The 21,192-nt window shown below is 63.8% G+C and carries 20 protein-coding genes and 2 pseudogenes; 11 read left to right on the forward strand and 11 right to left on the reverse strand.

The features are described 5' to 3' along the window. Positions 1-105: 105 nt before the first annotated feature. Together ACG873_RS18550 and ACG873_RS18555 are read left to right on the forward strand one after the other, a co-directional pair. Complete coding sequence (locus ACG873_RS18550; protein WP_394886560.1) at positions 106-1,785, forward strand: formate--tetrahydrofolate ligase; 1,680 nt, start codon at positions 106-108, stop codon at positions 1,783-1,785. Between the two features lie 167 nt (positions 1,786-1,952). Then, the gene (locus ACG873_RS18555) at positions 1,953-2,783 is read left to right on the forward strand and encodes a DUF1236 domain-containing protein (protein ID WP_394886562.1); all 831 of its coding nucleotides are present in this window, start codon (positions 1,953-1,955) and stop codon (positions 2,781-2,783) included. Between the two features lie 60 nt (positions 2,784-2,843). Here ACG873_RS18555 and ACG873_RS18560 read toward each other — a convergent pair whose 3' ends face one another. From ACG873_RS18560 to ACG873_RS18580, 5 genes and pseudogenes are all read right to left on the reverse strand, one after another. After that, a complete protein-coding gene (locus ACG873_RS18560) occupies positions 2,844-4,073 on the reverse strand; it encodes an RNA polymerase sigma factor (RefSeq protein WP_394893596.1) in 1,230 nt (409 codons plus the stop codon). Between the two features lie 19 nt (positions 4,074-4,092). Beyond that, entirely contained in the window at positions 4,093-4,449 is a 357-nt protein-coding gene (locus ACG873_RS18565; RefSeq protein ID WP_394886563.1) for a YciI family protein, read from the reverse strand. After that, a complete protein-coding gene (locus ACG873_RS18570) occupies positions 4,446-4,820 on the reverse strand; it encodes a YciI family protein (RefSeq protein WP_394886565.1) in 375 nt (124 codons plus the stop codon). The genes ACG873_RS18565 and ACG873_RS18570 overlap by 4 nt, the downstream gene beginning before the upstream one ends. A gap of 167 nt (positions 4,821-4,987) precedes the next feature. Further along, positions 4,988-5,218 carry an isochorismatase family protein gene (locus ACG873_RS18575; RefSeq protein WP_394893598.1) on the reverse strand — a complete coding sequence of 77 codons (231 nt, stop codon included), beginning with the start codon at positions 5,216-5,218 and terminating at the stop codon, positions 4,988-4,990. Next, positions 5,116-5,768, reverse strand: a pseudogene (locus tag ACG873_RS18580) (cysteine hydrolase family protein). Before ACG873_RS18580 ends, ACG873_RS18575 begins: the two are co-directional and overlap by 103 nt. Positions 5,769-6,041: 273 nt before the next feature. Between ACG873_RS18580 and ACG873_RS18585 the strand changes: the two are divergent. After that, a complete protein-coding gene (locus ACG873_RS18585) occupies positions 6,042-6,287 on the forward strand; it encodes a hypothetical protein (protein WP_394886567.1) in 246 nt (81 codons plus the stop codon). On the opposite strand, the gene ACG873_RS18590 is transcribed toward ACG873_RS18585, so the two are convergent. From ACG873_RS18590 to ACG873_RS18605, 4 genes are all read right to left on the reverse strand, one after another. Next, positions 6,253-7,038: an SDR family NAD(P)-dependent oxidoreductase gene (locus tag ACG873_RS18590; RefSeq protein ID WP_394886569.1), complete on the reverse strand. Its 786-nt coding sequence runs from the start codon at positions 7,036-7,038 to the stop codon at positions 6,253-6,255. The two genes, ACG873_RS18585 and ACG873_RS18590, sit on opposite strands and share 35 nt — an antisense overlap. A 125-nt stretch (positions 7,039-7,163) precedes the next feature. Further along, positions 7,164-7,562, reverse strand: a complete 399-nt coding sequence (locus tag ACG873_RS18595) for a RidA family protein (protein ID WP_394886571.1) — start codon at positions 7,560-7,562, stop codon at positions 7,164-7,166. A 176-nt stretch (positions 7,563-7,738) separates the two neighbouring features. Beyond that, positions 7,739-8,203, reverse strand: coding sequence for a cupin domain-containing protein (locus ACG873_RS18600; RefSeq protein ID WP_394886573.1), 465 nt, complete (start codon positions 8,201-8,203; stop codon positions 7,739-7,741). A gap of 87 nt (positions 8,204-8,290) precedes the next feature. Beyond that, on the reverse strand, positions 8,291-9,169 hold the full coding sequence (locus tag ACG873_RS18605; protein ID WP_394886575.1) for a LysR family transcriptional regulator: 879 nt from the start codon (positions 9,167-9,169) through the stop codon (positions 8,291-8,293). Between the two features lie 151 nt (positions 9,170-9,320). Between ACG873_RS18605 and ACG873_RS18610 the strand changes: the two genes are divergently transcribed. The 3 genes from ACG873_RS18610 to ACG873_RS18620 all read left to right on the forward strand — a co-directional run bounded on the left by ACG873_RS18610 (position 9,321) and on the right by ACG873_RS18620 (position 13,221). Next, on the forward strand, positions 9,321-9,584 hold the full coding sequence (locus tag ACG873_RS18610) for a DUF4242 domain-containing protein (protein WP_394886576.1): 264 nt from the start codon (positions 9,321-9,323) through the stop codon (positions 9,582-9,584). Positions 9,585-9,968: 384 nt separating this feature from the next. Continuing rightward, positions 9,969-12,158 (forward strand): anthranilate synthase, encoded by a 2,190-nt coding sequence (locus ACG873_RS18615; RefSeq protein ID WP_394886578.1) that lies wholly within the window; start codon positions 9,969-9,971, stop codon positions 12,156-12,158. Between the two features lie 154 nt (positions 12,159-12,312). After that, a complete protein-coding gene (locus ACG873_RS18620; RefSeq protein ID WP_394886580.1) occupies positions 12,313-13,221 on the forward strand; it encodes a cation diffusion facilitator family transporter in 909 nt (302 codons plus the stop codon). A 22-nt stretch (positions 13,222-13,243) separates the two neighbouring features. On the opposite strand, the gene ACG873_RS18625 is transcribed toward ACG873_RS18620, so the two are convergent. Next, complete coding sequence (locus tag ACG873_RS18625; RefSeq protein WP_394886581.1) at positions 13,244-14,113, reverse strand: alpha/beta fold hydrolase; 870 nt, start codon at positions 14,111-14,113, stop codon at positions 13,244-13,246. Between the two features lie 167 nt (positions 14,114-14,280). Between ACG873_RS18625 and ACG873_RS18630 the strand changes: the two genes are divergently transcribed. Both ACG873_RS18630 and ACG873_RS18635 read left to right on the forward strand, forming a co-directional pair. Beyond that, a complete protein-coding gene (locus tag ACG873_RS18630; RefSeq protein WP_394886583.1) occupies positions 14,281-14,832 on the forward strand; it encodes a methyltransferase family protein in 552 nt (183 codons plus the stop codon). Between the two features lie 156 nt (positions 14,833-14,988). Continuing rightward, positions 14,989-16,041 carry an AbrB family transcriptional regulator gene (locus ACG873_RS18635; RefSeq protein ID WP_394893599.1) on the forward strand — a complete coding sequence of 351 codons (1,053 nt, stop codon included), beginning with the start codon at positions 14,989-14,991 and terminating at the stop codon, positions 16,039-16,041. A gap of 44 nt (positions 16,042-16,085) precedes the next feature. On the opposite strand, the gene ACG873_RS18640 is transcribed toward ACG873_RS18635, so the two are convergent. After that, positions 16,086-16,310, reverse strand: coding sequence for a hypothetical protein (locus ACG873_RS18640; protein ID WP_394886585.1), 225 nt, complete (start codon positions 16,308-16,310; stop codon positions 16,086-16,088). A 472-nt stretch (positions 16,311-16,782) separates the two neighbouring features. Here ACG873_RS18640 and leuA point away from each other — a divergent pair. The 3 genes and pseudogenes from leuA to ACG873_RS18655 all read left to right on the forward strand — a co-directional run bounded on the left by leuA (position 16,783) and on the right by ACG873_RS18655 (position 21,130). Next, positions 16,783-18,448 (forward strand): annotated as a pseudogene (leuA, locus tag ACG873_RS18645) (2-isopropylmalate synthase). Between the two features lie 136 nt (positions 18,449-18,584). Beyond that, the gene (locus tag ACG873_RS18650) at positions 18,585-20,345 is read left to right on the forward strand and encodes a tetratricopeptide repeat protein (protein WP_394886587.1); all 1,761 of its coding nucleotides are present in this window, start codon (positions 18,585-18,587) and stop codon (positions 20,343-20,345) included. Next, the gene (locus ACG873_RS18655; protein ID WP_394886589.1) at positions 20,342-21,130 is read left to right on the forward strand and encodes an alpha/beta fold hydrolase; all 789 of its coding nucleotides are present in this window, start codon (positions 20,342-20,344) and stop codon (positions 21,128-21,130) included. Before ACG873_RS18650 ends, ACG873_RS18655 begins: the two co-directional genes overlap by 4 nt. The last annotated feature ends 62 nt before the right edge of the window (positions 21,131-21,192 follow it).

Raw genomic sequence — 21,192 nt, forward strand, 5'->3', positions numbered from 1 at the left:
CTCCGGCTGTTTTGAGACGGCGCGGCGGCAGGCTGTCGGGCTTCTATGCGCCCGACCAGGCGCCGTCTGCGGCGCGAGCTCCAACGCAACTTCCGGGGAAACGTCATGGCCGAAGTAAAATCCGACATCGAGATCGCGCGCGCCGCCAGCAAGAAGCAGATCCAGGAGATCGGCGCCAAGATCGGCATTCCGACCGAGCACCTCCTGCCCTACGGCCACGACAAGGCGAAGATCTCGGCCGAATTCATCAAGTCGGTGAAAGGCAACAGGGACGGCAAGCTGATCCTGGTCACCGCGATCAACCCGACGCCGGCCGGCGAAGGCAAGACGACCACGACGGTCGGCCTCGGCGACGGGCTGAACCGTATCGGCAGAAAGGCGATCGTCTGCATCCGCGAGGCTTCGCTCGGACCCAATTTCGGCGTCAAGGGCGGTGCGGCCGGCGGCGGCTACGCCCAGGTGGTGCCGATGGAGGACATGAACCTCCACTTCACCGGCGATTTCCATGCCATCACCACGGCCCACAACCTGCTTTCGGCGCTGATCGACAACCATATCTACTGGGGCAACGATCTCGGCATCGACATACGCCGCGTCGTCTGGCGGCGCGTCATGGACATGAACGACCGGGCGCTGCGCGAAATCCTGTGCTCGCTCGGCGGCGTCGCCAACGGCTTTCCACGCGAGGCGGGCTTCGACATCACGGTCGCCTCGGAAGTGATGGCGATCCTCTGTCTGGCCACCGACCTGAAGGACCTGGAAAAGCGCCTCGGCGACATCATCGTCGCCTATCGCCGCGACAAGACCCCGGTCTATGCCCGCGACCTGAAGGCCGACGGCGCGATGGCCGTGCTCTTGAAGGACGCCATGCAGCCGAACCTGGTGCAGACCCTGGAGAACAATCCGGCCTTCGTGCATGGCGGCCCGTTCGCCAACATCGCGCATGGCTGCAACTCGGTCGTCGCCACCACGACGGCTCTGAGGCTCGCCGACTATGTTGTGACGGAAGCCGGCTTCGGGGCCGATCTCGGCGCCGAGAAATTCTTCGACATCAAATGCCGCAAGGCCGGGCTCAAGCCCGCGGCGGCGGTGATCGTCGCGACGGTGCGGGCGCTCAAGATGAACGGCGGCGTCAAAAAGGAAGACCTCGGCGCGGAAAATGTCGCGGCGGTGAAGAAGGGCTGCGCCAATCTCGGCCGCCACATCGAGAACGTGAAGCAGTTCGGCGTGCCGGCAGTGGTCGCCATCAACCACTTCCACTCCGACACGGAGGCCGAAATCCAGGCGGTCAAGGACTTCGTCGCGTCGATGGGCGAGGAAGCCATCCTGTGCAAGCACTGGGCGCACGGCTCCGCCGGCATCGAGGAATTGGCCCACAAGGTCGTGTCGCTGGCCGAATCCGGCGGCTCGCAGTTCGCGCCGCTCTACCCGGACGACATGAAGCTGTTCGACAAGATCAACACCATCGTCCAGCGCATCTATCGCGGCTCGGAGGCGATCGCCGACAAGAGCGTCCGCGACCAGCTCCACGCCTGGGAGCAGGCCGGCTATGGCAAGCTGCCGGTGTGCATGGCCAAGACGCAGTATTCCTTCTCGACCGATCCGAACCTGCGCGGCGCGCCGACCGGCCATACCGTGCCGGTTCGCGAGGTCAGGCTTTCGGCTGGAGCGGGCTTCATCGTGGTGATCTGCGGCGAGGTCATGACCATGCCCGGCCTGCCCAAAACCCCCTCCTCCGAGAAGATCTTCCTCAACGAGATGGGCCAGATCGAAGGGCTGTTCTGAGCCTATCGATCAGCGCTTTTCCTACTTGCGAGCGCCGCCCTTTCGGGGCGGCGTTCTTGTTTTACCGCGACCCTTGGTCGCTCGATCTACAGAAGCAATTTCGGAACAAAGCCGGACAGGAGGTGTTTTGACCCTCGACGGGACGTTGGAATCTTAGGAGACTTTCCATGAAAGGCATCATCATCAAGAGCGTATTCGCCCTTGGTCTCGGAATCGCTCCCTGCGTCGCGTTAGCTCAGGCCCAGACCGAAGGCCAGGGCGGCGCAACAACGGGCGGCCAGGCCGCATGCCCGCCGGGCGCCGAATGCCCGAGCGGCGGTCAGCAGATGGAAGGCCAGGCGGGCGCAACAACCGAACAGCCTGCCGAGGGCCAGGCTGGGGCCACCACGGAACAGCCCGCGGAGGGCCAGGCCGGGACAACGATGAAGAAGCCGCCTGAAGGCCAGGCTGGGGCCACAACGGAAACCGAGACCGAAGGCCAGGCTGGAGCCACGACTGAAGAACCTGCGGAAGGGCAGGCCCAGACTGGAACCGAGACCGAAACAGAGGGTCAGGCCGGCGCAACCCCCACCGAGAAACCCACCGAGGGCCAGGCGGAAGCACCTGCTGAGGAGCCCACCGAGGGCCAGGCCCAGACCGAACAGCCAGCCGAAGGCCAGACCGAGACTGAAGGCACCGCTCAGACCGAGCAGCCTGCCGACAGCCAGGATCAGACCGAGACCGGCGCCATTGCCCCTGTCGAGGTAACGGTCGAGCAGAAGACCGAAATCAAGCAGGTCGTTCAGGAAGTGGACGTCGAGCCGATCGCGGTCGACCGCATCGACATCGACATCGACGTCGGCGTCGCGGTTCCCAGAACCATCGAGCTTCATCCGCTGCCGCCGCGGATCGTACGGATCGTGCCGGAATACGAAAACTATCTGTTCTTCATATTGGCCGACGGCCGCATCGTGATCGTCGAGCCCGACACGCTGAAGATCGTCGTCATCATCGTGTGACGGTCATCCACGAACTTCTGTCAGGGGCCCCTCGCGGCGCCCCTGACGCTGTTTGGCCCCCTACTCTCCCAGTTCCGCCAGCCGTCGTTCGATGAAGCGGCGTTCGGGCTCCTGGCGGGTCAGCGACAGCGCTTGCATGTAGGAAGCCCGGGCGTCGGCGCCTCTGCCGAGCCGGCGACAGAAATCGGCGCGCGCTGAATGCGCCAGATGATAATCCAGGAGTTCGCCGCGCGCGAAGATCGCGTCGATCAGCGCCAGGCCGGCCGCCGGGCCGTCGCGCATCGCGATAGCCGCGGCGCGGTTCAGCGCGATCACCGGCGACGGATCGGCTTTCAGCAATATGTCGTAAAGGCCGGCAATTTCGCCCCAGTCGGTCGCCGCGGCATTGGGCGCATTGGCGTGGACGGCGGCAATCGCCGCCTGCAGCGTGTAGGGGCCGAAGCGCCGCGAAGACAGCGCTCGCTCGAGCAGCGCCGTCCCTTCCTCGATCTGCTTCCGGTCCCACAGCGTGCGGTCCTGGTCGGCTAGCAGCACCAGTTCTCCGGAATGCGAACTGCGCGCGGCGCGGCGCGATTCCTGCAGCAGCATCAGCGCCAGAAGCCCGATTGCTTCCGGCTCCGGCAGCAAGTCGACCAAGAGCCGCCCGAGCCGGATCGCCTCTCCGGAAAGATCGTGCCGGGTGAGTGAGGCTCCGGAGGAAGCGGAATAGCCCTCGTTGAACACCAGGTAGATGGTGTGGAGAACGGTATCCAGCCTGTCCGGCAGATCGGTGAGCGCGGGCACTTCATAGGGGATTCCGGCGTCGCGGATCTTTGTCTTGGCGCGCACGATACGCTGGGCCAGCGTCGGGGCGGCGGTCAGGAAGGCGCGCGCGATCTCCTCGGTCGTGAGGCCGCAGACTTCGCGCAGAGTCAGCGCAAGCTGGGCGTCGGGCGGCAACACCGGATGGCAGCAGGTGAAGATCAGCCGCAACCGGTCGTCCTCGATCTCTTCCGCTTCCTGCATCGCAGCATCCTGGTTCTCGGCATCCAGCCGCTCGGCAAGCTCGGTCAGCGAGGCGTCGAAACGGGCGCGGCGGCGCATCCGGTCGATCGCCTTGAAACGCCCGGCCGAGACCAGCCAGGCGCGCGGATTGGCAGGCGCGCCGTCGCGCCGCCACTGTTCGGCAGCCGCCGCGAAGGCGTCGTGCAATGCCTCCTCGGCCAGATCGAAATCGCCGAGCAGGCGGATCAGCGTGGCCAGCACGCGGCGCGACTCGGCGCGATAAACCGCCTCCACCGTCCGTTCGATGCCGCGCGCCTCGTTCATTCTAATCTGCGTTCATCGCCGAGATCGGCCGCACCTCGATCGTGCCGTATTGGCCCACGGGAATATTGGCGGCAATCTCCACCGCCTCCTCCATGCCCGACGCCTCGATCAGGATGAAGCCGCCGAGATGTTCCTTCGTCTCGGCATAGGGCCCGTCGGTGGTCGACACCTTGCCGTTCCTCGCCCGAACGATTTTGGCTGTTTCCGGCTGCTGCAGCGCGTCAGAGGTAATGTAAACGCCGCGGCGCTCGAGATCCTTGTCATATCCGATCGAGCGGCGCGTCAAATCCTTGCCCGCAGCCTCGTCCAAGGCCCCGAGCGCTTCGCCATCGAGATGCACCAGACATAGATATCTCATCGCACCACCTCCTCGTCGACATAGGTGAGTTCTTCGAACGGCCGCACCTCGATGGTGCCGACCTTCGCCAGCGGCAGGTCGCCGGCGATCTTGATCGCTTCGTTGAGGTCGCGGGCCTCGATCAGCATGAAGCCGCCGAGATGTTCCTTGGTTTCGGCGAACGGCCCGTCGGTGACGCCCACCCTGCCGTTGCGGGTCCGCACGCTGACCGCGTGCGGCGGCGTCTTCAGCGCCTGCGCCATAATGAGATGGCCGCTGCGCGCAAGCTCGGCGTCATTGTCGAGCGAGGCGTTGACGTAGCCGTCCCGCTCGCGCTGCGTCATCACATCGAACTTGGCTTCCTCGAGATAGACCAGCAATGCATATTTCATCGTTTGCCCTCGTGAATAATTGTACAGACATGACTAGTCGCTTGGCGAACCGGGAATTCGACAACCAGCCTGACAATTCGTGGCGCAATTTCGCAAACCGCGGACATGCCCGGCGAGTGGGTCCCTGCTGCCAACCAAATCCTGCTTCCGGGTTCAGCAGCCGGTTTTCACTCGGCCGCTGCGCGTTGCTCAGCGAGCGCGCCGATCACAGCTTCCGAGTCCGCCGTCCAGCCGAAAAGAAGCTCGATGGCAAGCAGCGACGCCTCGTGGTTGCTGCGCGGAGCGTCCGCGGCAATCAGCTCTGTCGTGCAATCTCTGAGTACGATGCAGCGGTAGTCGCGGAACGTCGCGTCGCGGACCGTCGACTCGACACATATGCTGGTCGTTGCCCGGTGAATATCAGCGTGTCGATACCTCTGGCGCGTAGAATGGAGTCGAGCGGAGTTTCGAAGAAAGCGCTGAAGCGGTGCTTGGAAACCACCGCGTCTCCAGGGCGGGGGAGAGTTCCGGAACAATCGCGGTATTCCAGGTGTCGCGCACCAGGATCTGACTGGCGCTGCCATCTGGCGCCGCAACGGTCCGCCCGATGTTCAGGCGCTTGTGCTTGATCCGGTGTGGCGCATCTTCGTTCCCGGCATCTGAGAGGTCGGCATTGTGCTCCTGCTTGGTATAGACGATGAACAATCCTGCATTCCGAGCCGCTTCGAGCACTCTTGAGATGGGCTCGACGAGACGCTCGATCGGTGCGACGTCGAGGCCGGCAAGATCGAACATACCCCCGCGACTGCCGAAATCGTTCTGCATGTCGATAACGATGATGGCCGTCAGGCCCGAGTCGAAGCCGACCGATTCAGGCCTGGCGGCGATGGAAAGTTGCGTTCCCATACAGTTATCCCTCCCAAGTTGAATTCGCACGCTGACAGTCGCTTTGCAGGGCAACCATATCATGCATGCTGACTCCCCGTAACGTGTGACCCCAACGCGCTTCGGCCCTCTGCAGCGTTGTGAAGGCGCCGGTCAAAATCGCTAGGCCATCCTCGCCAGCCGCGACTGTCGGGGGCGCCGGCAAACGGCGCAACCGCACCTTCCCCACCTCAGCCAGCGATTTTTTCTCGCGCAATGTCGATTTGCCCCCGGCCGCTTCGATTATCCGGCGAGGCAGGAAAATGCCTCGCCCCGGTTTCCGCGCGGGCCGTCGCGGTCGAAGGAAGGCAATGTGTCATGGACATGTCGATGATGATGATCACGAACCACATGGCCGAGGCGTCGAAGCACGGCCGCGGCAAGGCGTTTCAATGGACCGAGCACGACGGGCGCGATGTGGCCGCACGGCTTGTCGCCGCGACCTTGGTCGTCGCGATGGTTTTTGCATTGCTCGAACTCGGCAGTTCCCGTCAGCCGGCGGAAGGCACGGTGGCCGCACAAGCCCATGTCACGGCATCAACTGGCCGCCATTCACTTCGATGACCTGACCGGTGATGTAGCCGGAGAGCAGGTCGGAGGAGAGGAACAGATAGGCGCCGACGCATTCCTCGGGAGTGCCGGCGCGGCCCAGCGGAATGCCGGAAATCTGCGCCTTCATCTGCTCGGGCGACGTCCAGCGCTCGTGGAAAGGAGTGAGGATGAGGCCCGGCGCCACCGCATTGACACGTATCCTGTCGCCGACCAGCTCCTTGGCGAGGCCGCGTGTGACGTTGGAGACGAAGGCTTTGGCCGATCCGTAAACACCCGCGCCATTGCCGGCGCCGTTGCGCGCCGCCACCGAGGTCGTGTTGACGATGAAGCCGCCGTTCTTCTTCAGCCACGGCAGGGCGACGCGGCAGGCGGCAATCACCGACCGCGCGTTGAGGTCCATCACCGCGTCGTACTGAGCGTCGGTCATCTCGCTGTAAGGGACGCGTCCAAGCATGCCGCCGGCATTGTTGATAAGACCGTCGAGGCGGCCGAAATGGCTGGCCGTCTCCTCCACGACACGGATCACGTCGGCCGAGACCGAAAAATCGCCCTTGACCAGGAAGACCTCGCCGCCCTTGTCGCGGATTTCGGCGGCAAGCGCTTCAGCAGCTTCCACGCTCGAATTGTAGTGCAGGCCGACGCGGCATTTCTGGGCGGCATAGGCCCGCGACAACGCCGCTCCAATGCCTGTCGAGGCGCCGGTCACCAGCACGGCCTTGCCGGCGAGATCGGGAATCGTCAGCGTGCTTTCCTGTACGGGCATCGGGCAGTCTCCATGGGCATTGGCTTGCCCCCGCGGGCCGCGCAGCTTCCTTCAAACCGGAGGTGCGCGTCAACAGCCGGAGGCCGCCATCGAATACAAAGGCAGGTGTTCTGTGGCGCCGTCGATCAGGTGGGCTGAGGAAGGCGCGCGATGACCTTGATCTCGAAATCGAAGCCGGCCAGCCAATTCACGCCTACCGCGGTCCAGTTCGGGTAGGGCTTTTCACCGAACGCCTTCAGCTTTACGGCGGAAACCGCCTCGAACTGCGTGGCCGGGTCTGTGTGGAAGGTGGTCACGTCGACGATGTCGTCGAACGTGCAACCGGCCGCCTTCAGCACTGCCGCGAGATTATCGAAGGCAAGCTGGACCTGCTTTTCGAAGACAGGCTCGGGCGAGCCGTCCTCGCGGCTGCCGACCTGACCCGAGACGAACAGTAAGTCGCCCGAGCGGATCGCCGCCGAATAATTGTTGATCTCGTAGAGAGCCTGCCGGCCGGCAGGGAAGATCGCATCGCGTTTGGTCATTTTTTCTCCTGTTCAGACAAGGCAGGCTAAACCGCCCCCGCATGTCGGCATATCGGTACATACGCTCCGTATGTCAATACACATACGCGACGTATGTCTTTCGCAGGAGATGACAGGAACTTTCTGCTTGTGGGGGCAAGGGCAGAGCCTTCTTCCCTCTCAGTGGCTCAACTGCGTCACTTGGGCGGGGGCCAATCCGGGAGCAAAGTGACGCCGAACCTGGGCGAAGCCTCGCGGAGACGCTCGATCTCTTCGGGTGTCGGCGGTCCCACGACTTCGCCCGGTTGAAGTTCGTGGCCGGCTTCCTCGAGAAACCGGTCGAACAGAGCGGGGGTTCCGATCAAGATGTATCTGCAAGGGCTTCCGCTCATGTTCATGAGCTGGTGCGGAATGCCGCGCGGCAGGAAGATGCTCTCGCCCGCACTCAGCCGTCGAGGCTCGCCGCCGATCACGGCGGTCAGCTCGCCTTCGATGATGTAAACCGTCTCGTCGTCCCTGGCGTGGACATGGATCGGCGTCCTCGTGTTTCCGCCGCTTTTGTTCTCGAACAGGCAGAACTGCCCCGCGGTCTGTTCTCCGGACAGCAGGCGTTTCATGACGACGCCTGCGAGAACGAACTCTTTGCTATCGATATCGCCCATGATCGTCTCCTTTCCCGGATCGTGCAGGTGAAGGGCGGCGCAGATGGCATCTCAAATCAGCAGTAGGTCGGGCTCAACAATAAATGTTCAGCCCGGCCAATCGAAATTCTGGGCAGATCGGACCATTGCTGCCGTCGCCGGGCTATACGGCCGGCCCGGAACGCTCGCCAGGGCCACCGTGCGCGCCACGGCGGGTTCTATCAGCGGGCGCTGCAGAAGTTCCGGCGATGTCACCGAATACTCCGGCATGAAGGCGAAGCCGATCCGCGCCAGAACCATTGACTGCACCCAATCCTCGCGCTCGGAGCGAAAGCGGGCATAAAGGCTGACGTTCTGTTCCCGACATACGCTCATAACCATATCCCGCATTTCGCACGACAGACGATCGACATAGGGCTCTTCAGAAAGATCGACCAACTTGATTGCATTGAGGGTCGCAAGCCGGTGATCCGGCGGGAATACGACGACGTAACGCTCGCTGTAGAGATCATGGATGCGGAACGTCGCTCCCATTCCCTCCAACGGATTGAGAACGGCCAGGTCGAGATCGCCATTCTCAAGCCTGTTTCTCAGCTCTTGAACGCTCGCTTCGCTGACTTCAAGCTCAACGCCATGATAGTCGCGCTGGAACTTCGCGAGGAACCGAGCGAGCTTCACATGGCCGATGGTCGACATGACGCCGAGGCGGATCGGCACCTGGTTGAGCAGCCTGAAATTATCGGCAAGCGTCCTGGTTGCATTGGCCTCCTGCATGATCTGCTGAAGATGAGGCAGGATGGAGCGCCCGAACTCACTCAGGAACACGCGCTTTCCCTCGCGGTGGAACAGGGGCGCGCCAAGCTCGCCCTCAAGCGTCTTGACGGCCTTGGTGAGGGCCGGCTGAGACACATTGCAATCGGTGGCCGCCTTCGTGAAATTCAGCATCTTCGCGGCAGCAAGCACGTAGCGGACCTGAAACATCTCCATGGCGAGCCCTCCCAAGCGGATCCACGAGACGATATTGTAACCTCTTCATCGATAACTGTCGGCTATCGATCAATGAAAAACTTGTCGTTCTCTTTCGCCTGCCGTTGCGATCAACTCCTGTGATCACTGGTCCAAAGGAGGAGATCTTGAAATGACCGTTTATATGGTGGAACGCGACCTCAAAGGCATCAGCATGGAAGCTCTGGGAGGCGCGCAGAAGGCGGCGATCAGCAAGGCCGCCGAGATGACGTCCAAGGGCACGGATATCAAATATCTGCGCTCGACCTTCGCACCGGAGGACGGGCGCTGCATGTGCCTGTTTGACGCTGTCTCCGATACCGACGTGAAGCGCCTGAACGACGATGCGGGGCTGCCCTATCACAGAATCGTGCCGGCGCTCGATCTTACGCCATAAAGCCAAGACGGCAGGCTCGGCATGAGCATTGGGCCCGGTGTTCTTGCGGAGCCATGCGCAGCAAAAAGCAACGTGGTGGCTGACTGGAGTCGGACCCGAAGCAGTCATTGACGCCGTGCGGCCGCAAAGACGCGAAAGGGTCGAAGCCGAATTCGAACCGACACCACCGCCCATCCGAATCCGGTTGCGCCGGCCACGGTTCGCAGCTATGGAAAAATCATGAACTCGATTTCGAACACGATGCTCTGGTGGTGGGCCTGCTGATAGCGGCCTGTTGAGCGCGTGCGCGTTTGAAAACTTGGTGGCCGCAACGGATTTCCGGGCGGCCATTTGTTTTTGACGATGCCCGGAACCCGCCGGCCGAGAAACGGATGGAGACGGGAAATGTCGATCGAAACGCTTGAAAACGGCGCCGAACGGTTCATCACGGCCGGCGGCATCGCCATTACCCGGCAACGTCACGACACCGCCTATGCGGGCGCGATCGAGACCTATATCGACGGGCTGAACAGCCGGCGCGGCGCAGTCTTCTCCTCCAATTACGAATATCCGGGCCGGTACACGCGCTGGGATACGGCGATCATCGACCCGCCGCTGGTGATTTCGGCGCGCGGCCGCGCCATGCGGATCGAGGCGCTGAACGGTCGCGGCGAGATCCTGCTTCCCGTGATCGCGCGCGCCGTTTCGGCCGAAAAGGATGTTACTTTCACCCAGACGACGAAGCGCCGCTTAGCGTTGACGGTGGCCGAGCCCGGCCGCGTCTTCACCGAGGAGGAGCGCAGTCGCGTGCCTTCGGTGTTCACCGTGCTGCGCGTCATCACCGCTTTGTTCAAGTCCGACCAGGACGCTAATCTCGGCCTCTACGGCGCATTCGGCTACGACCTCGCTTTCCAGTTCGACCCGGTCGAGCACACGCTGGAGCGCGCGGAGAGCCAGCGCGACCTGGTGCTTTACCTCCCCGACGAAATACTGGTCGTGGACCATCATCAGGCAAAAGCCTGGCACGACCGCTACGACTATGCCGGCGCCGGCTTCTCCACCGAGGGCCTGCCGCGCGACGGCGAGGCCGAAGCGTTCCGGCCGTCGGACCGCATTCCGCCGCGCGGCGATCACGAACCGGGCGAATATGCAAAGATCGTCGACAAGGCCAAGGAGAGTTTTCAGCGCGGCGACCTGTTCGAGGTCGTGCCCGGACAGATGTTCTACGAGCGCTGCGACACCGCGCCATCCGAAATCTCGCGTCGGCTGAAGCTGATAAACCCCTCGCCCTATTCCTTCTTCATCAATCTTGGCGAGGGCGAATATCTGATCGGCGCGTCGCCCGAAATGTTCGTGCGCGTCAATGGCAGGCGCGTCGAGACGTGTCCTATCTCCGGCACCATCAAGCGCGGCGACGACGCGATTTCGGACAGCGAGCAGATCCTGAAACTGCTCAATTCCAAGAAGGACGAATCCGAGCTGACCATGTGCTCGGACGTCGACCGCAACGACAAGAGCCGCGTCTGCGAGCCAGGCACCGTTCGCGTCATCGGCCGGCGCCAGATCGAGATGTATTCGCGCCTCATCCACACCGTCGATCACATCGAGGGACGCCTGCGCGAAGAGATGGACGCGTTCGATGCGTTTCTCTCCCACGCCTGGGCGGTCACCGTCACCGGCGCGCCAAAACTCTGGGCCATGCGCTTCATCGAGAAGCACGAAAAAAGCCCGCGCGCCTGGTATGGCGGAGCGATCGGCATGGTGCATTTCAACGGCGACCTGAACACCGGGCTTACCTTGCGCACCATCCGCATAAAGGACGGGATCGCAGAGGTGCGCGCCGGCGCTACATTGCTGTTTGATTCCGTGCCGGAAGAAGAAGAAGCCGAAACCGAACTGAAGGCATCCGCCATGCTCTCCGCCATCCGCGACGCCAAGGCCGGCAATTCCGCAGCCGCCGAACGAACCGGCGCCCGCGTCGGCGACGGGGTGAACATCCTGCTCGTCGACCACGAGGATTCGTTCGTCCACACGCTGGCCAATTATTTCCGCCAGACCGGCGCGACGGTATCGACCGTGCGCTCGCCCGTCTCCGACGAGGTGTTCGACCGGTTGAAGCCCGACCTCGTCGTGCTGTCGCCCGGACCCGGCACCCCGAAGGATTTCGATTGCGCCGCAACCATCAAGAAATCGCGCGACCGCGACCTGCCGATCTTCGGCGTCTGCCTCGGGCTGCAGGCGTTGGCCGAAGCCTATGGCGGCGAGTTGCGCCAGCTTCATATCCCGATGCACGGCAAACCGTCGCGCATCCGCGTCTCGAAACCCGGCGTGATCTTCTCCGGCCTGCCGAAGGAAGTCACCGTCGGCCGCTACCACTCGATCTTCGCCGACCCGGTGCGGCTGCCCGACGACTTCATCGTCACCGCCGAGACCGAGGACGGCGTCATCATGGCCTTCGAGCACAAGAAGGAACCGGTGGCCGCGGTTCAGTTCCATCCCGAATCGATCATGACGCTCGGCCAGAACGCCGGCATGCGCATGATCGAGAACGTCGTCGCCCACCTGCCGAGGAAGGCGAAGGTGAAGGCGGCGTGAGGATGGCAAGGACTCTCCCTTCTTCCCGTGAACGGGGAGAAGGTGGCCCAAAGGGCCGGATGAGGGGCAGCGCCAGGCTTGCAGAGTCCACACTGCCCCTCATCTGCCTGCCGGCATCTTCTCCCCGTGAACGGGGAGAAGAGAGCTAACCGTCATGCCCGCCAAGCAAAAAGTTGCCGCCCTGGCCTTCTGGTCGATCGTTATCGCCTTCGTGGTGATGGGCTTGAAGTTCATCGCCTGGAGGCTGACCGGCTCGGTCGCGCTCTATTCGGATGCACTGGAATCGATCGTCAACGTGATCGCCGCCACCGCCGCGTTCTGGGCGATCCGCATCAGCCACACACCCGCCGACCAGGACCACCCCTTCGGCCACCACAAGGCCGAGTATTTTTCGGCCGTGCTGGAGGGCGTGCTGATCGTGGTCGCCGCGCTGCTGATCCTCGCCGAGGTATGGCGCGCATGGCAGATGCCGGTGAAGCTCGACCAGCCATGGCCCGGGCTTGCCGTCAACGGAGCGGCCACCGCGATCAATCTTGTCTGGGCGACGCTCCTGATCCGCACCGGTAGATCGCACAGGTCGCCGGCGCTGGTGGCCGACGGCAAGCACATCATGACCGACGTGATTACATCGATCGGCGTCATCGCCGGTCTGATCGGTGCGGTGGCCACCGGCTGGACAATCCTCGACCCGGCGCTGGCCGTGATCGTTGCGCTCAACATCCTGTGGCAGGGCTGGCACGTCATCGGCTCCTCGGTCCAGGGCCTGATGGACCGGGCCGTCGGCACCGAAGAACATATGCGCATCCGCGACATCATCTCGGCCAACTCGAAAGGCGCATTGGAGGTGCACGACCTGAAGACGCGCATCGCGGGCCGCGCCACCTTCATCGAGTTTCATCTCGTCGTCGACGCCGGCATGACCGTCGGCGAAAGCCACGTCATCTGCGACCGCATCGAGGACGCGCTGAAGGCGGAAATCCCTTCGGTCCGCGTCATCATCCATGTCGAGCCGGACGACGAGGCGAAACTCCCGCCTGGAACCGCCGCCGTACCCTTCGCGTGAAGCGCGGGGCGGGAAATTCTGCTCAGGCCGCGCCGGCCGTTTTCCTCTCCCGCCGCCCGCTTTCGAACTCGCGCTCCATTACGTGCCGCACGAAGCGGAACAGGAGCGGATTGAAGATTTCGGCAGCCGTCCAGAACGGCGCATGCCCCGCCCCCGCGATGACGTGGCAGCGCCCGTCCCACAGGGTTCGGTAGGAAAGCCCCGCGACATAGCCCAGGCGGACGAACGGATCGTCCGCGCCGTTGACCATCGCCACGGGCACTTCCGCGTTTTCCGCGACCCGCTTCTGGTCCGCGCCAGCGCCGAGCATCATGCTCCTGAACACGTTTGTGCGGACGCGGCCGTCGGCGCGACGGATCATATCGAGGAAGGCAGGGTCTGCACCGACTCCGAAGCACAGTTGCTCGAAGCGCTCGGCGTCGCGCTCGCTGTAGCTTCGCTTCGAGGCGAGCAGCAGATCCCAATGAGTGTGGAAGCCGCGTAAGAGGCCGAGCGGTCCGCGCGCCACGGGCGGCGCTCCGGTCAGCATCAGCCCGGCGACGGCCGGATGCGAAGCCGTCAGTTCCATCGCCACATGCCCGCCGAGCGACCAGCCGTAAACCAGCGCGCGCTTTATGCCGAGTTGCTCAAGAACATCGGCGACAGCCGCCGCCAAGCCGCTGATCGTGTATGTCGCCGCGGGATCGAAGGCGTCGCTCGATTGGCCGTGGCCGGGCAGATCGATCGCGACCATACGGTGGATTTCGGCGAGCGGGCTGGAAAGCTGCTTCGCAAACATTTGCCGCGCCCCGCCGGACCCGTGAAGCATCAGGATGGGCAGCCCCTTGCCGGAGGTCTCGCTGAGCCGGATTTCGGCGTGGCGCGTCTGGATTGTCTTGTCGACGACAGGCATTGGGCTGTGTCCTCGCGGTATGGTTTCGCGCGATCTTCGCAGCAAGCGCTGTACGGGCGGTGTACGTTGGTGGTTAACAAGTTCTTATCGGCGCAACCTTTGCTTGCCATCGTCACCTGCCCGCGGTTACTTTGGCCGTCAGGGAATTTCTCCTTGTCAGGGTCCCGATGCAGCTGGTTCTCGATCTCGTCATCTCGGCTGTGAGCGTCCTTGTGATCGCGTCCTACAGCTGGTCGCTTCGCGGCCACTTCGCGTCTTCGAAAATGCCGGCCGGCGCAAAGGTGATCTCCGCCGGCGTCGTCGCGACATCCGTGTTCTTTCTCTATCTTGTCTGGAGCCAGCACCAGTCGGCTGCCGCACAGGTCGCCGGGCTCTGCATCCAGCTGGCCGGCGCAGCCTTGTTCTGGGCGGCGATATCGGCTTCGCGCAAGGCGCGGCTGCGTTTCGCCTTCGACCCGGAGAACCCCCACGGCATCGTCACCGGCGGCCCCTACCGCTATCTCCGGCATCCCTTCTACACGTCCTACCTGCTGTTCTGGTCGGGCTGGGCCATCGCCGCCTGGTCGGCATGGACGATCCTGCCGGTCGCCATTTTTGCGGTGATCTATGTCACGGCCGCGCTGGCGGAGGAGAAGAAATTCCTGGGTACGCCGCTGGCCGGCGACTATGAAGCCTACAAGGCGCGCGCAGGATTCTTCTGGCCCCGGTTCGGCGGCTAGACGCCGTTAACCTCCGGCGGATTCCGTCGTCATCACGGCCGGCCAGCGGGCTGCGGCCCAACAAACATCGCGAGATTATCTCGGCTGGCATCGCCGAAAGGTTGCGTCTAAGACGGCGCGATGCCTCCGGATTCGCAATCACCCGCTCCCGGGCCGATGGGCGGCAGGGCGCCCTGGCTGCAATGGATGCTGCTTTTCGCGGTGTCGGCTGTCTTCGCCTTCATCCTCGAATGGGCGGACCTGCCCGCCGCGCTGCTGGTCGGGCCGATGCTGGCCGGCATAGTCGCCGGCACGAACGGCGCGACCGTGCGCCTGCCCAAGCCCGCGTTCTTCGCCGCGCAGGCGATCATCGGATGCCTCATCGCCGCCTCAATAGAAATTGAGATCCTCACCTTCTTCATGCGCGATTGGCCGCTCTTTCTCGGCGCCGTGCTTTTGACCGTCGCCGCGTCCAGTTTCCTCGGCTGGCTGATCAGCCGCTGGAAGATGCTGCCCGGCACGACCGCGGTCTGGGGCTCGGCGCCGGGCGCGGCGACCGCCATGGTGCTGATGGCCGAGACGTTCGGCGCCGACGCACGCCTCGTCGCTTTCATGCAGTATCTGAGGGTGATATTCGTCTCGGTGACGGCCGCCCTCGTCGCGCGGCTCTGGGTCGACACGTCGGGCGTCGAACCGCCCGCCACCGTGTGGTTTCCGGAGATCGAATGGCCGGCCTTTTCCGCCACGCTCGCCGTCGCATTGGCCGGCGGCCTGGTCGGACGGCTGCTCCGCCTGCCCTCGCCCTATTTCCTCGGCAGCCTGATCCTCGGCGTCACACTGCATCTCGGCGGCCTTGTAGATTTCCAACTGCCCGAATGGCTGCTCGCCGTCAGCTACGCGGTCATCGGCTGGAGCATAGGCCTGAATTTCACGCGAACGATCCTGCGCCACGCGGTCCGCGCGCTGCCGCAGATCATCGTGTCGATCCTGGCGTTGATGGCGTTCTGCGGCGGGCTTGCCTGGCTGCTCCACCGCCACCTCGGCATCGACCCGCTGACCGCCTATCTGGCGACCAGCCCCGGCGGCATGGATTCCGTCGCCATCATCGCGGCGGCGTCGGACAGCGTGAACCTGTCCTTCGTCATGGCGCTGCAGATGGCGCGGTTCCTGTTCGTGCTCCTGTTCGGCCCGGCGCTGGCGCGGCTGGTGGCGAGGAGCGTGAAAAGCTGAGAAGCGTGACGAACGCCCGGAGGCGGAAGTCGCCCCCAAGCGTCTCAGAGCTTCTGCGCTGTCTTCACGACCCGGGAGCACTTGATCTTGATGTATTCGTCGGGTCCGCGCCGGCCGATTGACGTCGCGGCGATCAGCGACTGGCCCTGAAGCCCGCAGGACACCACGCTCTGGGTCTGCGGGCCGCTGATCACGTCAAGCGCTGTTTCGATCTGGCAGTCCGCCGGAGAAAGGTTCACCGAGCAGACGAGTATCATTATCTGGAGCATTGCCTTCACCCCCGTGAATGGTTTGCTCCTCCCTTCGCAGGACGAGCTTACACAAGCCGTGCTGCACTGCAACATAAATATTGCAGCGCAACAAATGCCACTGTCGTGGACTGCTGTGTGAAGCCCTATCGACGGCGCGCCTCCGTCAGAAGGCGCCGTCCCCCACTTGTCCCCTGTACGCCACTCTTGTATATGCTGATTCATGGCTTCGCGCTCGAACATTCGTTCCGTCCGCCCGTCTTTCGCGGGCGAGACCGCGCGCGCCCTCTCTTCCGCTCTGCTGCTTCTCGGCCTTATCGGCGATCGCCGGGCTCGCTGAAGGAGCGCCCGGCGGTCGATCTGCCGCTTGAGGCGCATGCTCCTTGCCATCATCCATTGAACAGCCGATTGAGGCGCCGTCCTGAGCTTTGCAGCCGGGTGCGCCAGGAGACGAGAGATGAACATGCAAGAACAGATCCGAGCCACGAAGGGGATGCCCGACGCGGCGCGCAAATACCAGCCCTACCCGGCTGTCGGCCTCACCGACCGCACCTGGCCGTCAAAACGCATAGAAAAGGCGCCGGTCTGGTGCTCGGTCGACCTGCGCGACGGCAACCAGGCGCTGATCGACCCGATGGGACATGAGCGCAAGGCGCGCATGTTCCAGCTGCTGCTCGACATGGGCTTCAAGGAGATCGAGATCGGCTTTCCCTCTGCCTCGCAGACGGATTTCGACTTCGCGCGCTGGGCGATCGAGCAGGGCGGCGTTGCCGGCGACGTATCGCTCCAGGTTCTGGTGCAATGCCGGCCGGAGCTGATCACCCGCACCTTCGAATCGGCTCGAGGGCGCGAAGAACCCGATCGTGCACTTCTACAATTCGACCAGCGAACTGCAGCGCCGCGTGGTCTTCGAGAAGGACGTACACGGCATCAAGCGGATCGCCACCGACGCCGCCAAGATGATCACCGACATGGCGGCCAAGGCCGGCGGCGGATACCGCTTCGAATATTCGCCCGAAAGCTTCACCGGCACAGAACTCGAAGTGGCGCTGGAGATCTGCAACGCAGTCGCCGAGATCGTCAGGCCGACGGCCGAGAACAAGCTCATCATCAACCTGCCTGCGACGGTGGAGATGGCGACGCCCAACATCTATGCCGACCAGATCGAATGGATGTGCCGCAACCTCGACAACCGCGAAAACCTGATCGTCTCGCTGCACCCGCACAACGACCGCGGCACGGGGATCGCAGCGACCGAATTCGGCCTGATGGCTGGCGCCGACCGCGTCGAGGGCACGCTGTTCGGCAATGGCGAGCGCACTGGCAATGTCGACATCGTGACGCTGGCGCTCAACATGTACACGCAGGGCTTGGACCCCGAACTGGACTGTTCCGACATCAACCGGATGAAGGACGTGTTCGAATATTCGAACCAGATGAAGATCCCCGAGCGCCACCCTTACGTCGGCGAACTCGTCTATACGGCGTTTTCCGGCTCGCACCAGGACGCGATCAACAAGGGCATGAAGGCGATAGGGAAGGCCAACACGCCGCTCTGGGAGGTGCCCTATCTGCCGATCGACCCAAAGGATGTCGGCCGCAGCTACGAGGCGATCATCCGCATCAACTCGCAGTCGGGCAAGGGCGGCATCGCCTATGTGCTGCAGGCCGATTACGGGCTGAACCTGCCGCGCAACCTCCAGGTCGAATTCCGCGAGGACATCCAGGCGATCACCGACGCGGAAGGCAAGGAGGTGCCCTCGAAACGCATCTACGACCGCTTCATCGAGCTTTACGTGGACCAGCCCGGGGCGCGGCTGAAATTCCTCGACCACCAGACGTTTCCCGACACGGAGCACAAGGGCCGGCGCCAGATCGAGGCTGTGATTCTCGACGGCGGCAGGGAAATAACCATCACTGGCAGCGGAACGGGACCGATCGACGGCTTCGTCGACGCGCTTTCGCGCTATATCGGCGTCGACATGACGGTGCTAGACTATTCCGAGCACTCCATGCAGCGCGGCTCGAACGCGTCGGCGATCTCCTATGTCGAAGTCGAGCATCCGCGCGGCCGGCTGTTCGGCGCCGGCATCAACACCAACATCGTCGCGGCCTCGCTCGAGGCCGTGATTTCGGCTGCCAACAGGATCGTCGGCTAAGCCGAGCTTGACAGAAACTCCGCCCGGGTTGATTTCGGGCGGGGAAACTCCGCGGATCGAGACGTGCGCGCTTGTGCCGGCTCGGCTGGCGGCGCTATGATCGGCCGTTCGGTGCCGGTCTCGAAAGGTTCGACGCTTGCAACACAAGACGCCTGCCGCCCCCGCAGTGCGCGAAACGCTGGAGCGCATCCTGGCCAGCGAGACCTTCGGACGGTCCGAACGCGCTCGCAATCTTCTGCGCTATCTCGTCGAGCAGGAACAGGCGGGCCATGCGGACCGGCTGAAAGGCTTTGCCATCGCCGTCGACGTGTTCGGCAAGGACGCGGATTTCGATCCGTCGACCGATGCCGTGGTGCGGGTGCAGGCGGGCCGGCTTCGCGAACTGCTTAGCCACTATTTCGCGGCGGAAGGGGCGGCCGACCCTATCCGCATCACCATTCCCCGCGGCAGCTATATTCCGGCCTACGAAATAGACCCGGAGCGGCACGCGCCCGCTAGCAACGGCGCGCAGCTGCCGCCGGACGGGCAGACGCTGCATGCCGAAGCGGAGGCGGTCCACGGCATCGATCCGGCGCTGGCCGCCGTGGAAGGCGCCATACCTCCTTCCGGCGCGCAGATGATGCGGCAGGTCAAGCTCTTCTGGGGCGCTATGGCCGTCATCATCCTGATGCTCGGCTTCCTGGTCTACCGCATCAACGATCCCGCGCCCGGCGAACAGGTGACCGCCTCGGCAAGCGGAATTCCAGCCGAGACCAGCAGCATCGATCCAGCGGCCGAGGCGTTGCCACCGGTCTATATTTCGCTGAAATCGCAAGCCGAGGGACCGGTGCGGGTCGCATCCGTGCTGCGCACCGCCCTGTCCGGCTTCGACACGGTCGATTTCATCGGCCGCGACCTCGAACAAGAAACGCCGGTAAACCCGCTGCAATTCGTTTTCCGGGTTGGCTTGGGCCTTGCCGAAGGCGAGGTCTCGATCGAGCTGCAGCATAGCGCGAGCGGCAAGGTGCTGCTGTCGCGCGTCTTGCCGGCGTCCGATGTCGGCACCGCGAAGCTCGACGACACGATCGCGGATATACTGAGCTCCACGGTACCGGCCTCCGGGACCATCTACGGCCATATCGACCAGCTGGGAGTGCAGACCGGCCTGACCGCCTGCCTGCTGCTCAACGACGACTATTATCTCGCCGAATCCGAGGAGAAGCACGAGGCGGCCTATCGCTGCTTCGAGGAGCTTGCCCGCGAGAATGCCAAATCTCCTCTCATCTATGCCGAAATGGCTTCGCTGCACATGGAGGCGGTGCGCGACGGCTACCGCTACCCGCCCGCCGCGACCGCCGATCAGGCGCTGGCGCTCGGCTACCGCGCGGTGCAGATGGTCGCGACCAGCCCCTACGCCCACCGCTCCTACGGCTTCCTCAACTCGCGCATCGGCAATTCCGAAGAGGCGACGCGCTGGATGCGCAAGGCCTACGAGCTCAACACCTACGACCTCTCAATGGCCGCGGCCTATGCCTACGCGCTGATCTTCTCCGGCAGCTACAAAGAGGGCGCGGCCATCATGGAGCGCGCGGTCGAGGCGTCGAGCGCGCATCCGAGCTGGTGGGACTACGGGCTGTTCCTGGCGCAGTTCATGCTGGACGACACAGCCAGATCGGCGCGCGCCGCCGAGTCGCTGGCGACGGCCAAGCGCGGGCACTATCTCGCCGTCCGCGCCATTGCCGCCGACTGCACTGGAAAGCCCGAGCTGGCGAGGGAACTGATCAACGAGATCGTGCTCGAGCATCCGAAATTCGCAGCCGATCCGCGCGCCTTCTTCGTCGAGGGCCAGTACCCGCCTGCGATGACCGAAAAGCTGCTCGGCGCCCTTCGGCACGCCGGCTTGGGCGGCCCGAGTTGAGGCTGTTCGCCCGCGAGGTCGGCTCGAGCGCCCCCGCGATCGTGTTCCTGCACGGATTTGGCGGCAGTCACGGCGCATGGCGGGCGGTCGCCGACGCGCTCGCCGATGAACACCGGACAATCGCCTATGATCTGCCGGGCCATGGCCGGTCGCTTCACTGGCCGGACGCCGGCCCGCCGAAAGTCGCCGTCGGCGCCGTATTCTCGGACCTGGATGCCCGCGGCATCCGCAAGGCTCATTTCGTCGGACATTCGATGGGCGGAGCCATTGCGGCGCTTGCTGCGATCGGACAGCCGGACCGGGTGGCGTCGCTGACCCTGCTCGCGCCGGGAGGCTTCGGCGAGGAGATCAACGGCCCGTTGCTGCGCCGCTACGCCGCTGCCCGCTCGGCGGCCGAGATCCGTGACTGCCTAGAGGCGATGTCGGGTCCGCAGGCGGTTATAGGCGATGAGACATTGCGCGAAGCCGTTGAGATACGCGCAATACGCGGCCAGACCGAAAAGCTGGTCGAGATCGCAGCCGCCATAACCCGCAACGACCGGCAGGGCGCTATATCGCGCGAGAGCCTTTCCGCCCTGCCCATGCCGGTCGCGGTGGCTTGGAGCCGCGAGGACGGCGTGCTTCCCTACAGCCAGGTGGAGAAGCTGCCGCCGCATTTCGTGCTTCATACCGTCAAGGGAAAAGGCCACTTGCTGCCGCAGGAAGCCCCCGGCCAAGTAGCCGATATCATACGTCGCACCATCGGCGGCGCGGCACTAGAATCGCCCGAGCAACGCGTTGTTTGACGGCTTGCCGCGCAGCACAGGCTGTTTTCGCCGCCTGTTTATGTTAACAATTCCTTAAAAGC

It is taken from the genome of Allomesorhizobium aridi, assembly GCF_043769475.1.
In the GTDB taxonomy this organism is placed as follows: Bacteria; Pseudomonadota; Alphaproteobacteria; order Rhizobiales; family Rhizobiaceae; genus Allomesorhizobium.